The organism is Cobetia sp. 1AS1 (assembly GCF_029846435.1).
Classification (GTDB): Bacteria; Pseudomonadota; Gammaproteobacteria; order Pseudomonadales; family Halomonadaceae; genus Cobetia; species Cobetia amphilecti.
Genome location: NZ_JARWKU010000003.1, coordinates 321,451 through 337,376, shown reverse-complemented (window position 1 = coordinate 337,376; position 15,926 = coordinate 321,451). Strand labels below are relative to the sequence as shown.

The window sequence follows — 15,926 nt, the reverse complement described above, 5'->3', positions numbered from 1 at the left end:
AATCACCTGCAAACCTCTTTCACCGCTGGTAACGCCATGCGTCCCCGGCAGCGGATGCGTACTTTACGCACGAACCGGCGTGAGGGCAAGGGCTTTTTCAAGAGATTGTCATCAGGGTGTCATGCATCTCGAACACCTCCCATCACCTTCGTGCCGATGCTCTATCGACCAGACCGAGAATCGATTGATAGCTGAGCCCGGAGTGCTCACTCAGCCCTATCTCGCAGGTGCGCGAGTTGGAAACCCCGTAGTCGCAATCGGCCACTACCTCCTTCAGTCCCTTCAATGCCGAGGCATTGAGCTCCGGTGTACTGAAGCCCTTGTCGCCGGCGAAACCGCAGCAGGTCACCTCTTCCGGCACGACGACTTCACTGGCGCACTGCCGCGCCAGCGCCACGAACTGCTCTGCCAACCCCATGCGGACACTGGAGCAGGTGACATGCACCGCGACTCTCGCCTTGAGCGGTGTGATCGAGAGATAGGGCAATAGATAGTCGAGCACCAGCTGCACCGGCTCGACCAGAGTCAGCGACACCTCGAGGTGCTCGCCCGCATAGGCCTGAGCCTGTGCCAGGCACGGACTGGTATCACAGAAGATCGGCAGCCGTCCGCCGTCGCTCGCCTCCACCAGCGCCGCTGCCAACTCGGCGGCCTTGGCATCTCCCGCCTCGAACTGCCCCTTGGACTGGAAGGCCATGCCACAGCACAGCGCCTCCACCCCTTTCGGCAGCACGACCTCGAAGCCTGCCTTGTCCATCAAGGCCAGCGCCATCTCGGTGACACTGCGCGGATCGCGATCATCAGCAGCGACCCCGAAGACACGCGTGGCGCAGGACGGGAAGTAGACGACATGCCCATTGGGCGCTGCACTGCGCCCCAGTGGCTGCGCGAGACGCTTGAGATAATCACGCGGAGCGGCGGCCGGCATGCTGGGAGTCCATTGCTGCACCCTGTCGCCGGACACCTTGCGAGCAGCCTGGGTCAGGCGGCGCATGTTGCGCGTGCCGACGGCGCCATGCAGCCCATCCGCCAGCCTGAGCACGCCACGCATGCCACTGGTGACCCGCGTGAAGTGTTCACCGGCCCAATGCGCCACCTTCATCTTGCCTGGATGATCGGCACCGGCGTTCTCCTCATGACGCAGCCCCCGGATCAGATCACCGGTATTGATACCGACCGGACACTGGGTCGCACACAGGCCATCGCCCGCACAGGTCTCCATGCCCTGATAGGCGTATTCCTTCCTGAGCACTGCCAGCTGGTCGCGCTGTGCATCATCCGGTGCCTCGAGCGCAGCCAGGCGTGCGATCTCCCGTCGGATGACGATGCGCTGGCGCGGCGTCAGGCTCAGGTTCTTCGATGGGCAGACCGACTCACAGAATCCGCACTCGATGCAGCGGTCCACCAGCGGGTCCGCCGCCGGCAATGGCTTGAGATTTTCCAGATGCAGGCGAGGATTGCGCGTCAGGATCACTTCCGGATTGAGCAGGTTGTCCGGATCGAAGGCCTCCTTGATACGCCACATCAGGGCATAGGCATCCTTGCCCCACTCAAGCTCTACATAAGGCGCCATGTTGCGACCGGTGCCATGCTCGGCCTTGAGCGAGCCACCATATTCCTGCCCCACCAGCTGCGCGACGTCATCCATCAGCGCCTGATAGCGCGCCACCTCGCCTTCGCGCTCGAAGCCCTGCGGGAAGACGAAGTGAAGATTGCCCTCCAGCGCATGGCCAAACAGGATCGCCTGGGAGTAACCATGCCGCTGGAAGACCTCCGTCAGCGCACCGACGCCTTCCGCCAGCCGCTCGATGGGGAAGGCGACATCCTCGATGATCACGGTGGTCCCCAGATCACGCACTGCACCGACCGCCGGGAACAGTCCCTTGCGGATCTTCCAGTACAGCGCATAACGCTGCGCATCCTGGGTGAAAGCCCACGACTCGCAGGTCTCGATGCCTTCCAGCACGCGGGCAACCTCGGCCATGCGCGCCTCCAGCTCCTGATGATGCGCACCCCGCACATCCACCAGCAGCGCGACCGCCTCTCCCGGCAGGGTGCGCAACACGTCCGGCATGCCCGGTGCGTCCTCCACGGAGCGCAGCGCCGCGCGGTCCATCAGCTCCACCGCCGCGACCGGCGCCGTCTTCAGCAGCATGGTGGCGCGACAGGCCGCATCGATGTTCGGGTAGTACACCAGCGCCGCCGCCTTGTGCGGCTCCTCGATCACGGTGCGATAGGTAATGGAGGCGATGAAACCCAGCGTACCTTCCGAACCGATCATCAGATGCTTGAGAACCTCGAGACCATCGGCATAGTCGACCAGTGCATTGAGGCTATAGCCGGTGGTGTTCTTGAGCCGATACTTGTGGCGGATGCGCTCGGCCAGCTCAGGGTCGGCACGCACACTGGCCGCCATGCGTTCCAACTCCGCCAGTAGACCGCCGTGACTGGTGCGAAAGGCCTGCACGCTCTCCGGCGACGACGTATCCAGGCAGGTGCCATCGGCGAGAATGACGCGCAGGCCCTCGACGGTGCGATAACTGTTGTGCGCCGTGCCGCAGCACATGCCGGACGCATTGTTAGCCGCGATACCGCCGATCATGCAGCTGTTGATCGAAGCCGGGTCCGGGCCGATCTTGCGTCCGAAGGGTGCCAGCAGCTGATTGGCACGCGCCCCGATCACCCCCGGCTGCAGGCAGATGCGACTGCCCTGCTCCAGCACCTGTGCCCCTCGCCACTCACCGCCCAGCTGGATGAGCACCGAATCCGTCAACGCCTGGCCGGACAGCGACGTCCCTGCCGCACGGAAGGTCACCGGCAACTTGCGCGCCCGGCACTCGCGCAACACATGCCCCAGCTCCTGCTCGTCATGCACCCGCACCACCAGCTGCGGCACCAGCCGATAGAAGCTGGCATCCGTGCCGTAGGCCAGGGTGCGCAGCGGATCATGGATCAGGCGCTCACCGGGAATGTGCTGCGCCAACGCCTCGCGCAGGGTGTCATAGGCAGCAGCACGCGCCTGGGGAGAGGCATGCCCGCCCATGGCAGGGTGAGCAGTGGAGTCAGGGGCAGCAGCGGCGGTCATGGCCAGTCTCTTTATCAGTCAGTCAGGATGTCTTTCAGGGTATCAGTCAGCACGGATCACGCTTAAGGCAGCAGCGGATCACTCAGGCCCACCAGGTGGAACGCCAGCATGCCCAGCACGCCGGAGGCCAATAGATAGTAGGCGGTCGGAATCGCCGTCATGCGCAGGGTACGACCCTCACGCCCCAGCAGACCGACGGTCGCCGAGGCCGCCACGACGTTATGGATGGCGATCATGTTGCCGGCCGCAGCCCCGACCGCCTGCAGCGCCACCATCAGCGCTCCCGACAGCCCGAGCTGGGCGGCGACGTTGAACTGGAACTGGGACAGCATCATGTTGGAGACCGTATTGGAGCCGGCGATGAAGGCGCCCAGCGCGCCGATGCCCGAGGCGAACAACGGATAGGCCTGACCGAGGCTGTCAGCTACCACGTCCGCCATCACCACCGGCATGGACGCCAGGTCGTTCAGGTTGACGCCGGAGTTGATCAGGATGCGTACCATCGGAATGGTGAACACCAGCACGAAGCCGGCGCCGACCAGTGTGCGCCAGGATTCGCTGGCCGCCGCCACCAGCTGGCGAGAGGCCATGCGATGCAGCAGCAGCGTGATCAGGGCCACGAAGACCATGATGCCGCCAGGCAGATAGAGCGGCTGTACCGCGCCGGAGATACCGCTGGCCCCCAGCAGATCGGTGGCACTGAATTGCACGCTGACCAGCCAGCCCTTGAAGTCACTCGATACGCGTGAGGCGACCAGCAGCAGCGCGATCAGCCCATAGGGCAACCACGCCAGCCACAGAGGCAGCGGCTTTCTGCCCGCCGCGGCGGCCTCGACGTCATCACGCTCCAGCGTCAGGTCACCCAGCCAATGCTTGGGCCACTCGGCCTCGGGCGGAAAATCCCAGCTGTCCTTCGGCAGTAGAAAACCGGCACGCGCCGCTGGCACCACGAGGATCAAGCCGACCAGAGCGCCGATCAGTGACGGGAATTCCGGGCCGAGGAAGATACCCGCCGCCACGTAGGGCAGCGTGAAGCACAGGCCGGCGAACAGCGCGAACGGCGCAATCGACAGCCCCTCGCTCCAGCTTTTCTTCGCGCCGAAGAAGCGCGTCATCATCACGGTCATGAACAGCGGCATCAGCAGGCCGACGATGCCATGCACGATGGCGACCTCCGAGGTGATCAGCTGCATGAAGGCCTCCCAGCTTGAATGGTTCGCCAGCAGCTTCTCACCGAGATTGGCCTTGTCGAGGCCCGCATTCACGCCGATCACGATCGGCGTGCCCACCGCCCCGAATGATACCGGCGTCGACTGGATCATCATGCCCACCATCACCGCCCCCAGCGCCGGGAAGCCGATGGCGACCAGCAACGGCGCCGCGATGGCCGCGGGCGTACCGAAGCCGGAAGCCCCCTCGATGAAGCTGCCGAACAGCCAGGCGATGATGATGGCCTGTACGCGGCGGTCGGGACTGACGGTGGTGAAGGCGCCGCGGATCACCGCGATCGCCCCGGAATGCTTGAGCGTATTGAGCAGGAAGATGGCGCCGAAGATGATCCACAGCACCGAGACGGTCACCATCAGCCCCTGCAGCGTGGAGGCCAGAATGCGCGTCAGCGACATCTGCCATACGAAATAGCCGATGGCAGCGGTGACGAGAAAGACCAATGGCATGGCGCGACGCGCGGGCCATTGCAGACCGACGAGCAGGATGCCCGCCAGCAGGATAGGGGTGAAGGCCAGCAAGGCCAGCAGTGGCTCGGACATGACGGAAACTCCGCAGGCGAATTGTTGTGATTGTTGTCTGGCACGGCAGTGAAGGACTCGGGGGGTTGGCGCACCCTTGGGTCAGGCCTTCCGATAAATTGGTCATACCAATTTACCCTGCTGTGCTTCGGCATAATCTAGGCGTCGCCTTGAAAGGGGTCAAACATCATGTAGTACAAGGTGTCTAGACATTGGTCAAAGCAGCTTCATTGCGTAAAATTGGTCTTACCAATTATTGATAGCACTCATCTCCCACGCGAGGCGTGGTTATCACACATATTGGTAAGACCAATGTCGGCTGTGGCGTGGAATGCCCACGGGCCACACTGATCATCGGCAGCGCCGCAAGCGCCCCTCTCTTGCATGCCGCGCTCTGGCTTTCCAGCGTTCGGCGCCGCCTTTCACCTTTGCCGCAAGGACACTTCCATGCGTTACGCCCCTGTCCGCCAACCCCGTATCGCCGATGTACTCACCGAGCGCCTCGAAAGCATGATCATCGAAGGCAGCCTGAAGCCCGGCGAGCGCCTGCCACCGGAGCGCACCCTGGCCGAGCAGTTCGAGGTCTCGCGCCCCTCCGTGCGGGAGGCCATCCAGAAGCTGGCCGCGCGCGGACTGCTGACTTCACGCCAGGGCGGCGGCACCTACGTCTCTGAAGAGCTGGCGCACGCCTGGTCGGACCCGCTCAGCGCGCTGCTGGGTCGCCACGGCGAGTTCAATCTCGACCTGCTGGAATTTCGCGATGCGCTGGAGGGCATCAGCGCCTACTACGCCGCCATGCGCTCCACCCCTGCCGACAAGGCAATGCTGCGCCAGCGCTTCGAGGACCTGGAAAAGAGCTTCGAGGGACGTGACCCGGAGCGCGAGGCCGGTGCCGATGCCGCCTTCCACCTCGCCATCGCCGAAGCCGCGCACAACGTGGTGCTGCTGCACTCGATGCGCAGCCTGTTCCAGTTGCTGGAGAAGAGCATCGTGGCCAACCTGCGCCACCTGTTCGAGAAGCCGGAATCACGCCCGCGCCTGATCCAGCAGCACCGCAGCCTGTTCGAGGCGATCATGGAAGGCCGCGCCGAAGATGCACGCAACGCCGCCCATGAGCATCTGGTATTCGTCGAGGATTCACTGCTGGAACTGGAACGCGCCGAGACTCGTGCCCAGCGCGCCTTGCGCCGTGCCCAGGCGGCGCCGGATGGCTCATGACGCTCAGTCATGACGCTCTGGCTGAATATGGAGTTCCGGATATGCAGTGCTTGAGATGAGGGCCTGAACATGAAGGCTTGCCGATGAAGGACACGCGCCTGCCCCAGCTGTGGCGTCTCGTACTGGCGGTCATGCTACCGCTGGGGCTGATGCTGTGCGTGTGGCAGGCGGTCTCGATGGCACGCAGCGAGGGTCTGGAGCGCCTGGGGCATGAGGCAGACAACGAACTGCGTCTGACCGCCGCCAGCCTGCGTGGCCAGCTGAATCGCCACGCCTATCTGCCCAGACTGGTGGCAGAAAATGACCAGCTGCGCGACTTCCTCGATCACCCAGAAGATCCCAGCGCGGAAGTGGCGCTCAATCAGCGCCTGGACCGCATGCGTGAGCTGGCCGGCATCTCGGACCTCTATCTGGTCGATGACACCGGCACCACCATCGCCGCCAGCAACTGGCGCTCCGCCAACACCTTCATCGGCCAGAACTACCGCTTCCGCCCCTACTGGCAAGACGCCATCAATGGCGGCGAGGGGCGCTTCTACGGACTGGGCACCAGCTCCGGTGAGCGCGGTTACTTCTTCAGCGCTGCCGTCACCAGCCCGCAGGGCCGACGTGGCGTGGCCGTGGTCAAGGTGCAGATAGAGGCGCTGGAGGCGGCGTGGCTCGACCAGAATGCCGACATCATGGTCACTGATCCGCATGGCGTGATCTTCATCGCCAGCCAGGCGCAGCGGGTACTGCGCACGCTGGAGCCACTCAGCGAGGAGACACGCAACCGGCTGCTCGACACCCAGCGCTATGCCAATCAGCGCCTGCGCCCGCTGCGCCTGCATCACCGCGAGGCGCTACCGGAGCTGCTGGGCCCGCCCTTTGAGTCGCGCCGAGACACGACCTCCATCGAGCTGTTGCAGCTGACACCGGGGGATCTCTGGCAGCACGCCTGGCTGAGCCTGTCCCAGCCACTGCCGGACATCGGCTGGCGCCTGCATGTACTCAAGCCACTGGCACCGCTGCGCAGCGGTATCTGGCAAGCGGCCGGGCTCGCGGCCGGTGGCTATGCCTTGCTGTGTCTGCTGGCAGGGCTGGGCTGGCAGCGACTGCGCATCCTGCGTGAGCGTCGCCTGTTCGCCGAGCGCGAGCGCCAGAATCTCGCCAGCAGCCAGCAACGAGTGCGCGGCATCATCGACCGCACTCAGGCTGGCCTGTGCATCCTCGATGAGCGGGTCCGGCTGGTGTATCTCAATCCGACGGCCATCGCGCTGTTCGGCTCACCCTTGAGTACCGATGCCTCACCGGGCGACTCAGCCCGCCAGCCCAGCGCCTGCGAAGGGCGTGATCTGCGCGAGCTGTTCCTGCCGGCCGAGCGCCACCTGCTGGACCGCCTGACCCAGGCCCGCTCCGTCGGGCCGCTGGAAGTGCACGGCCTGCGCGAGGGTGTCGCGGTGCCACTGGAGCTTTCCTGCTCGCCACTGCCCAGCCCCAATGGCCCGCGCTGGCTGGTCACGGTCTTCGATGTCAGCGAACGCCGTGCCCAGGCCGAACAGCTCGCCCAGGCACGCGATGCCTTCGAGCAACGGGTGGTCGAGCGCACCCGCGACCTCGCCGCCAGCAACACGCGCCTGAGTGCCGAAGTCGAGGAGCGCACCCGCGCCGAACGCGAGCTGCGCGAGACGCGCGATGAATTGATCCAGACCGCCAAGCTGGCGGTGCTGGGGGAACTGGCCGCCGGCATCAATCACGAGCTCAATCAGCCATTGGCCGCCATCCGCGCCTATGCCGAGAACGCGACCGCCTTCCTCGCCCGCGCCCAGACCACCCAGGTCGAGAGCAACCTGCGCCAGATCACCGAGCTGACCCAGCGCATGGGCGAGATCAGCGCACAGCTGCGTCAGTTCTCACGCAAGAGCGGTGACCGCCTGGAAGCCATCGATCTCACCACCAGCCTCGACTACGCCCTGCGCCTGCTGCATGCACGCTGCGAGGCACTCGGCGTGGCCCTCATTCGCGAAGCGAGTCCAAAGCTGGCCCGGGTGCGAGCCGAGCCTGTACGCCTGGAGCAGGTGTTGGTCAACCTGATCGGCAATGCACTGGATGCGCTTGCCGACATGCCCCCCGAGCGCACGGAGTCCCCCAGCATCCAGCTCAACCTGCATGAGCAAGCGGGCAGCGCCGGCAATCAGGTCGTGCTGGAAGTCCACGACAACGGCCCCGGCCTTGAGCCATCGCAACTAATGCGCGTGTTCGAACCCTTCTATACCCAGCGCGCCGACGGCCAGGGACTCGGGTTGGGGTTATCGATCAGCGCGCGTATCGTCGCCGACCTCGGCGGCACCCTCGAGGCGCATCCCTCGCCGCTGGGCGGCGCACTGTTCCGGCTGACGCTGCCGGCACTCACGAGGCACTCACTGGCGATGCCCTCACAAACCCCGATGCCACCCACCGCCAACCATTCACAGGAGCCGTCATGAGCGACGTCACGAATACCGACATGCAGGTGCTGGTGGTGGATGACGAACCGCACCTGCGCGACAGCCTGAGCCAGAGCCTGATGCTGGCCGATTACCGCACTCGCCCGCTGGCCAGTGCCGAGCAGGCACTGGCGATCCTGCGCGCCGAAGCGCCCTTCGAAGGCGTGGTGGTCACGGACATTCGCATGCCGGGCATGGATGGCCTGAGCCTGCTGCACGCGGCGCATGCCGTGGATGACGAGCTGCCGGTGATCGTGATGACGGGGCATGGCGACATCGATACCGCCGTCGCGGCCATGCAGGCCGGTGCCTGGGATTTCATCGAGAAGCCCTTCGATCGCGAGCGCATGCTCGATGGCGTGCGGCGTGCGGTGGCCGCTCGCCGGCTGGCGCTGGAGAACCGCTCGCTGCGCGAACAGCTGGATACCCAGCGCAACAGCGCCGGCCCCAGGCTGGTGGGCAGCAGTGACATCATGCAGCGCCTGGATGCCCAGGTATCACGCCTGGCGGCGGTCGATGCCGACACCCTGCTGTATGGCGAGACCGGCGCCGGCAAGGACCGTGTCGCCCGCTGCCTGCACGAGCGCAGCGCCCGCGCCAGCAAGCCCTTCGTGGCACTCAACTGTGGCGGCATGCCGGAGACGTTGATCGAGTCGGAACTGTTCGGCCATGAGAAAGGTGCCTTCACCGGTGCCAGCGAGCGCCGTATCGGCAAGCTGGAACACGCCGATGGCGGCACCCTGTTTCTCGATGAGATCGAATCGATGCCGATGTCGTTGCAGATCAAGCTGTTGCGGGTGCTGCAGGAGCGCAGCATCGAGCGGCTCGGCAGCAATACGCCACGCCCCATCGACATCCGCGTCATCGCCGCCACCAAGCGGGATCTGCGCGAAGCGGCCAGCGCCGGCGAGTTTCGCGAGGACCTCTACTACCGCCTGAACGTGGTCACGCTGTATCTGCCGCCACTGCGCGAGCATGCCGAGGATATCCTGCAGCTGTTCCGGCACTTCGCGATTCTGGCCAGCGAACGCACCAGCCTGGAAGTCCCGCCGCTGGATGCCACCACCCTGCAGGCACTGCTGGCGCATGACTGGCCGGGCAACGTGCGTGAACTGAGAAACTGTGCGGAACGCCATGTGCTGCTGGGCGGACTGGAGGGCAACATCGGCGACAGCATGGCGGAAGGGCGACCGCTCACCGCGGGCACGAGTGGCCCGGCTGTGAACAGCACGGAAGCCACAAGAGAGACAGACAGAGAAGGCATCACCGCCGGCACGAGCGAGCGGGATGCATCAGGAGCACCAAGGGAATCAGGCGAGCTGGGGGAACTGGAGCACAACGTGAAGGCAGCCACGCAGGCGCAATCGCTGCCGCAGCGCATGGAGGCGTTCGAGGCCGCGTTGATTCGCGAAGCCCTGGCGGCCAGCAAAGGTCAGGTGGTGATGGCCTGCGAACGGCTGGGACTGCCGCGCAAGACGCTCTACGACAAGCTCAAGAAGCACGGCCTGAGCGCCGAGCCCTATCGTGCCTGATGCATCACAACCAAGGCATCAAAACAGTAACTGAGATTCGCGCCGGCCTTCAGCCAGACGGCATCAGACGCCGGCCATCAGACGCGACAGACCTGCGCCGAACACGGACAGCGGCCCCTGCAGATGCATGATGTCCACCAGCACCGAAACGGGCGGCAGCCAGGGCGTCATGGCGGCAATCACCGCCACCATCGCCAGCGAGTTGCCCGGCTCACGATAATCGAACAGCTTGAAGGCGGTGCCGAAGCTGCGTTTCAGGCGTGCCCCGACCATGTCGACGCTGTACATCTCATCGAGCAGCAGGTGAATCATGGCGCCGAACAACAGGGCCGCACCCTGCCACCAGGCCTGCTCTTCACTCTGGCCCAGCACATGCAGGCTGGCGGCCGTCACGCCCAGCGAGCACAGCAGTGACGCCAGCAGCGAGTGCCAGATACCGCGATGGACGGTGAAGCGCTTGAAGATGGCGCTGGCCACATAGCGCACACCCAGATAGGTGGCGCCGCCTGCCATCATCAGCGGCCCCGCCAGCAGGCGGTCCTGCAGCAACAGCACGCAGGCCATGGTCGCCAACACCGCAAACAGCGTGAACAGGATACGGATGGCACGCGAGTTGTCGGAGTCGATATCCGGCAGGATACCGCCGAAGGTGGTCAGGCTCGCCAGCGGAACCCCCTCCGCCAGCGACCACAGGCCGCCCTGCCAGCCCGCCGCCGCGACGATGCCGCCGGCGAAGGCCGCTACGGTGATATGGGTACGAAAATTGGCCATGAAATACGGGTCGCGAGCCCTCGACGATGTCACTGGACCAGACGCCACACGCTGGCACTGGATATACGTCCAGATTATGACGCAAGCATTTCATGAAAAACAATGGCTTGTCCGAGTTAGTACGTACCACCGCCGCCGCTGCCTTCAACGTTTGGAAAAATCCGGCCCCACAACGAGCACTCCCCCGCCGGCCTGAGCCAACGGGGGAGTGATCATTGCTACGTCTGCCGCTCTGTGCGAGGGAGATTCAGTCGACGTAGTCTTCGGCCAGATGCTGATCCTTCAGCTTGACGTAGTTCACCGCCGAATAGGTGAAGAACTCACGCTCACTGTCCTTGATCGGGCGCAGCGCCTTGGCCGGGTTGCCGGCATACACATGCCCACCCTCGAGACGCTTGCCCGGCGGCACCAGCGCACCGGCCGCGATGATGACTTCATCTTCCACCACCACGCCGTCCATCACGATGGCGCCCATGCCGACCAGCACGCGGTCGTGAATGGTGCAGCCATGCAATACGGCCTTGTGACCGATGGTGACGTCATCACCGATTTCCAGCGGATAGCCGCCCGGATTGAAATCACTGGCGTGGGTGATATGCAGTACCGCGCCATCCTGCACGCTGGTGCGCGCGCCGATGCGGATACGGTGCATGTCGCCGCGAATCACCGCCAGCGGCCATACCGAGCTGTCATCCCCGAGGGCGACATCACCCAGCACCACACTGGCCTGATCGACGAAAACCCGCTCGCCCAGTCGCGGCGTCAGGCCCTTGAAGGATCTAATGCTCATGCCTTACCTCCTGAATTAGGCAACCAGCCTACTGCGCCAAACACCGGGATGCCAATAGCGCAACGGCCTGACTCGCGTTGCGATGTTTTCGACACCCCGTCCGACGCCCCGCTTGCCGGCTCGCCATGCCCCGCGCACCGCGCCGCGCCGTGCGCTGACTCAACGCAAGATTCACGTACCGATTACGCAAGCGCGCTTACTTGAAGAAGCTCCAGCCCAGCACGACGACGACCAGCGGAATCGAGATCCAGCGCAGCACCCAACGCCAGGTGCGGAAGAAGCCACGCGAGGTGCCGAGGCCTGCCAGCGCACGATTCTGCGGCATCACCCAGGCCGCGAAGATGGCGATCAGCAGCCCGCCGATCGGCAGGAAGAAGTCCGGCGGAATCGTCGTCACCGCATCGAAGACATTCATCTCGCCCAGCACGTGCACGTCCTTGAGGCTCGAGAAGGACAGCACCGACAACAGCCCCATCGCCCACACCGAGACACCGACCACCAGTGCCGCGCGGCGACGCTTGAGCCCCCAGCCCTCCAGCACCTCGACGATGGGCTCGGCGATGTTGATCGAGCTGGTCCAGGTCGCCAGCAGCAACAGCAGGAAGAACAGCGCCAGCAGCACGCTGCCGCCCGGTAGATTGGCGAAGGCGATCGGCAGGCTGACGAACATCAGGCCGGGGCCGGAGGCCGGGTCCATGCCCTGGCTGAAGACCGCCGCGAAGATGGCGATACCCGCCAGCAGCGCCACACCGATATCCAGTGCCGCCACGGCGATCGCGGCCGTCGGCAGACTCTGGCGCTCCGGCATGTAGGCGCCGTAGGCCATCAGGGCACAGGCGCCGACCGCCAGAGTGAAGAAGGCATGCCCCATGGCATTGAGCATCACGTCCAGCGTGATGGCACTCGGGTTGGGCATGAACAGCCAGCTCAGCGCGGGGCCGAAGCCGGGCGTGCTGATGCTGTAACCGGCCAGCGCCAGCAACAGCACGTAGAGCAGCGGCATCATCAGGTTGTTGAGGCGCTCGAGCCCGGAAGAGATGCCGGCGGTCACCACGCTCATCGTCATCAGCATGAAGACGGTGTGGTTGAAGGTCATCGTGACCGGGTCTTCCAGGAAGGCGCCGAAGGAAGCGCCGATCTCCGGCGGGCTCATGCCGCTGAAGTCACCCTTCAGCGAATCGACCAGATACTCGATCGACCAGCCCGACACCACCGAATAGAACGACAGGATGAAGAACATGGTGATGGCGCCGAACAGCCCCAGCCAGCGCCAGTGCGGGGTGCGTCCACCGCTGACGGCCAGATGGGCCAGCGCCTGCATCGGTCCGCGGCGTCCGGCGCGCCCGATCATGATCTCGGCCATCATCACCGGCAGCCCCAGCAACAGCACGAAGCCGATATACAGCAGCAGAAATGCCGAACCGCCGTTCTCACCGGTCATATAGGGGAAGCGCCAGATATTGCCCAGCCCGACGGCGGCGCCGGTCACGGCCAGAATGAAGGCTCGGCGACTGCCCCAGCGTTCGGTGGTTTCGCTCATGTCTGCTCTCGTGGTCTCGGTACGGGGGAAGGATACGGGCCCCACTCAGGGGCCAAGGCCAGCAAGATAGCAGCCGTACCGGCCTCGGCCAATGCGACATGCGCGTGGCAACGCCCGCCTATCGAGGCGATAGATTGAATAACACGCGCCGAGGCCTCACATTCTAGGTATCCCCGCGGCAGCGGTGACGCCGTTTTCACGGCGCTATTGATGCGCAAGTTCTCCTTTACCGCTCACCGCTGCCGCCCACCCGAATGACGCGAGGTACATGATGTCGATCAATCCCCTGCTGGAACGCAACACCCTCCCCCCCTTCGACACCCTCAAGGCCGAGCACGTCGAGGACGCGATCAGCGAACTGCTGGAGCACAACCAGCAGGAGATCGAACGCCTGATCGAGGCCACCCGCGATGACACGCGCTGGGACAACTTCGCCGCGCCGCTGGAAGCGCTGGGTGATCGCCTGAGCCAGGCCTGGTCGCCGGTCTCGCACCTCAACTCGACCATGAACTCGCCCAAGCTGCGTGAGGCCTATCAGGCCTGTCTCGCCAAGCTGTCGGCCTACTCCACCTGGGTGGGCCAGAACAGCGACCTGGCCGCGGCCTATCAGCGCCTCGCGGACAGCGATGAGTTCGCAAGTCTCGATGAAGCCCAGCAGAAGGCGATCACCAACAGCCTGCGCGACTTCCGTCTCGCCGGTGTCGACCTGCCGCAAGACAAGAAGCAGCGTTACGGCGAGATCCAGGCGCGCCTGTCCGAGCTCTCCAACACCTTCTCCAACCATGTGCTGGATGCCACCCAGGCCTGGCACAAGGATGTCGGCGAAGAGGCGCTGGCGGGCGTACCGGAAAGCGGCCTTGAAGCGCTCAAGGCCAATGCCGAAGCCAAGGGCCTGGAAGGCTATCGCATCACCCTGGACTTCCCGAGCTTCTTCCCGGTGCTCAGCTATGCCGATAACCGCGAGCTGCGCGAGGAGGTCTACACCGCCTTCGTCACGCGCGCCTCGGAGAAGGGCCCCAACGCCGGTGAGTTCGACAACGGCCCGGTGATCGAGGAGATTCTGGCCCTGCGTCAGGAGCTGGCCGCGCTGATCGGCTTCGACGACTACGCCTCGCTGTCGCTGGCGACCAAGATGGCCGACTCGCCAGCGCAGGTCATCGCCTTCCTGGATGACCTCGCCACCCGCGCCGTGCCGCAGGCGCGTGAAGAGTTCAACGAGCTGGCGGCCTACGCCACCGAGAGCCTCGGCATCGACGACCTGCAGCCGTGGGATGTCGGCTATGCCAGCGAGAAGCTGCGCGAGTCGCGCTACGCGATCAATCAGGAGCAGCTGCGCCCCTACTTCCCGGCGCCGCAGGCCATCGACGGGCTGTTCGAGGTCGTCAACCGCCTCTACGGCATCACCTTCAAGCAGCGCGAGGTGCCGGTCTGGCACGAGGACGTCGGCTACTACGAGGTGATCGAGAATGACACCCCGATCGCCGGCTTCTATCTCGACCTCTACGCGCGTGAAGGCAAGCGAGGCGGTGCCTGGATGGATGAGTGCCGCGTGCGTCGTCGCCGCGAGGATGGCAGCCTGCAGCTGCCGGTCGCCTACCTGACCTGCAACTTCACCCGCCCGGTGGGCGATCGCCCGGCACTGCTGACCCACGATGAAGTGGTCACGCTGTTCCACGAGTTCGGTCACGGCCTGCATCACATGCTGACCCGCCAGGAAGTCGCCGAAGTCTCCGGCATCAACGGCGTGGCATGGGACGCCGTCGAGCTGCCCAGCCAGTTCATGGAGAACTTCTGCTACGAGCGTGAAGGGCTGGATCTGATCGCACGTCACGTCGACACCGGCGAGCGCCTGCCCGATGACATGCTCGAGCGCCTGCAGGCAGCCCGCAACTTCCAGGCGGCGATGACCATGGTCCGCCAGCTGGAGTTCTCGCTGTTCGACTTCCGCCTGCATCATGAGCTCGACAAGCCGTCGGCCAGCGATGTCCAGGCACTGCTCGACGAGGTGCGCAGCAAGGTCGCCGTGGTGCCGGCGGTCGAGTTCAACCGCTTCCAGAATGGCTTCAGCCATATCTTCGCCGGCGGTTACGCCGCGGGTTACTACAGCTACAAGTGGGCCGAGGTGCTATCGGCGGACGCCTTCAGTGCCTTCGAGGAAAGCGCGGTCTTCGATACCGCCACCGGCCAACGCTTCCGTGACGAGGTACTGGCTCGTGGTGGCTCGCGTGACGCCGCCGAGCTGTTCCGCGCCTTCCGTGGCCGTGACCCGCAGGTCGATGCCCTGCTGCGTCACTCCGGCATCGGTGCCCAGGCGGCCTGATCTCGCCCCGTCTCGTGATGGCGCAAGCCTGACCACGAGCTGCTGACCATGCGCCCCTGACCTTTACCGGTCGGGGGCGTATCATATGGCGCATCATCCGCCCGAGGCGGGATTGCCAGACCTACCCTGACCCTGACTGGAGGCACCATGTCTACCATCAAGCGCTTCATCGCCGGTGCCGTCTGCCCGCGCTGCGGAGCAATGGACCGCCTGCGCACCTGGGAGCAGAACGAGACCCGCTACCGTGACTGCGTGTCCTGCGACTTCTTCGAACAGCAAGCCATCGAGGAGCCGCCGACCCTCGCCGAGATTTCCACGCGCGTGAGCGACCCCCGCGAGACGCCGGCGAGCGATGAGGTTCAGCCGGTGCGCATTCTGGACCCCGGCAAGCTGCACTGACATCTGCTGTAGCGCTGCGACATGAAAAAGCCCCGCCAATTGGCGGGGCTTTTTCATG

At 64.9% G+C, this 15,926-nt stretch carries 10 protein-coding genes; 5 read left to right on the top strand and 5 right to left on the bottom strand.

Features of this window, described 5'->3' with window-relative positions; genetic code table 11:
- Positions 1 to 142: 142 nt before the first annotated feature.
- Together QD280_RS08635 and QD280_RS08630 are read right to left on the bottom strand one after the other, a co-directional pair.
- On the bottom strand, positions 143 to 3,085 hold the full coding sequence (locus QD280_RS08635; protein WP_279838940.1) for an FAD-binding and (Fe-S)-binding domain-containing protein: 2,943 nt from the start codon (positions 3,083 to 3,085) through the stop codon (positions 143 to 145).
- Between the two features lie 62 nt (positions 3,086 to 3,147).
- Complete coding sequence (locus QD280_RS08630; RefSeq protein WP_279838938.1) at positions 3,148 to 4,854, bottom strand: L-lactate permease; 1,707 nt, start codon at positions 4,852 to 4,854, stop codon at positions 3,148 to 3,150.
- A 426-nt stretch (positions 4,855 to 5,280) separates the two neighbouring features.
- On the opposite strand from QD280_RS08630, the gene QD280_RS08625 reads away from it, so the two are divergent.
- From QD280_RS08625 to QD280_RS08615, 3 genes are all read left to right on the top strand, one after another.
- Positions 5,281 to 6,051, top strand: a complete 771-nt coding sequence (locus QD280_RS08625) for an FCD domain-containing protein (RefSeq protein WP_279838935.1) — start codon at positions 5,281 to 5,283, stop codon at positions 6,049 to 6,051.
- An 83-nt stretch (positions 6,052 to 6,134) separates the two neighbouring features.
- Complete coding sequence (locus tag QD280_RS08620; protein WP_279838934.1) at positions 6,135 to 8,516, top strand: ATP-binding protein; 2,382 nt, start codon at positions 6,135 to 6,137, stop codon at positions 8,514 to 8,516.
- Positions 8,513 to 10,048: a sigma-54 dependent transcriptional regulator gene (locus QD280_RS08615; protein ID WP_279838932.1), complete on the top strand. Its 1,536-nt coding sequence runs from the start codon at positions 8,513 to 8,515 to the stop codon at positions 10,046 to 10,048. The genes QD280_RS08620 and QD280_RS08615 overlap by 4 nt, the downstream gene beginning before the upstream one ends.
- 63 nt (positions 10,049 to 10,111) lie before the next feature.
- On the opposite strand, the gene QD280_RS08610 is transcribed toward QD280_RS08615, so the two are convergent.
- The 3 genes from QD280_RS08610 to QD280_RS08600 form a co-directional block, all read right to left on the bottom strand.
- Positions 10,112 to 10,819: a metal-dependent hydrolase gene (locus QD280_RS08610; protein WP_279833849.1), complete on the bottom strand. Its 708-nt coding sequence runs from the start codon at positions 10,817 to 10,819 to the stop codon at positions 10,112 to 10,114.
- Between the two features lie 247 nt (positions 10,820 to 11,066).
- The gene (locus QD280_RS08605) at positions 11,067 to 11,609 is read right to left on the bottom strand and encodes a gamma carbonic anhydrase family protein (protein ID WP_279838930.1); all 543 of its coding nucleotides are present in this window, start codon (positions 11,607 to 11,609) and stop codon (positions 11,067 to 11,069) included.
- A 196-nt stretch (positions 11,610 to 11,805) separates the two neighbouring features.
- On the bottom strand, positions 11,806 to 13,149 hold the full coding sequence (locus tag QD280_RS08600) for a sodium-dependent transporter (RefSeq protein WP_279838928.1): 1,344 nt from the start codon (positions 13,147 to 13,149) through the stop codon (positions 11,806 to 11,808).
- A 271-nt stretch (positions 13,150 to 13,420) separates the two neighbouring features.
- Between QD280_RS08600 and prlC the strand changes: the two genes are divergently transcribed.
- Positions 13,421 to 15,469: an oligopeptidase A gene (gene prlC, locus QD280_RS08595; RefSeq protein WP_279838927.1), complete on the top strand. Its 2,049-nt coding sequence runs from the start codon at positions 13,421 to 13,423 to the stop codon at positions 15,467 to 15,469.
- A gap of 147 nt (positions 15,470 to 15,616) precedes the next feature.
- Positions 15,617 to 15,868 (top strand): YheV family putative zinc ribbon protein, encoded by a 252-nt coding sequence (locus tag QD280_RS08590; RefSeq protein WP_043335719.1) that lies wholly within the window; start codon positions 15,617 to 15,619, stop codon positions 15,866 to 15,868.
- The last annotated feature ends 58 nt before the right edge of the window (positions 15,869 to 15,926 follow it).